The organism is Bowmanella yangjiangensis (assembly GCF_017255015.1).
GTDB classification, from domain to species: Bacteria; Pseudomonadota; Gammaproteobacteria; order Enterobacterales; family Alteromonadaceae; genus Bowmanella; species Bowmanella yangjiangensis.
Genome location: NZ_JAFKCS010000495.1, coordinates 1 through 558, shown reverse-complemented (window position 1 = coordinate 558; position 558 = coordinate 1). Strand labels below are relative to the sequence as shown.

Annotated in this window: 1 protein-coding gene; it reads left to right on the top strand. The window is 66.3% G+C overall.

Annotated elements, in window-relative coordinates:
• Positions 1-225: 225 nt before the first annotated feature.
• On the top strand, positions 226-558 hold a 333-nt coding region (locus tag J0A65_RS25335; protein ID WP_206596985.1), incomplete at its 3' end, for a hypothetical protein.

Genomic DNA, 558 nt, shown 5'->3' with positions numbered 1-558 from the left:
AAGGGTTGCACTTTACTCTTTTCCGCAAGAAAACGCCGCAACCACCCATCAGCAACAAGGTTGCACCTTTAGCAACCCAGGCACCATCAGGTACCCCGGTGCGGTCGCCTGCTCCATTTCCGTGCAACACGACAGGCGCGTACGGCCGGAATCCGCCCCCTCTGCGGCTGGCAGGGGAGTTGCTTCATCGAAGGATGAACCTGCACGCCGCCCTCACGAGCCTCCATGAGTCATGCCGCCCTCTTCGCCGTCACCCTGTTGATCACCCTGCTGGCATTGAGCTTCTGGCTGACCCAGCGCCAGGAGGCCCGCCAGCAGTCGGCACGCCTGCAGCAGCACAGGCAGGTCGCGCAGCGCTGCCTGGACCTGCTCCAGGCACTGCAGCTGCATCGCGGGCTGGGAGCCATGCAGGGTGCCGGGAACCTCGAGCAGCGCACGCGAGTGGCCCGGCAGCTCGACAGCCTGTGGCTGAACTGGCCCGGCGCCAGCCTGCAGCTGCCAGCCCTGCAGCAGGACTGGCCGCAGCTACGGCGCAAGCCCGGCGACTTCGACGCGCAT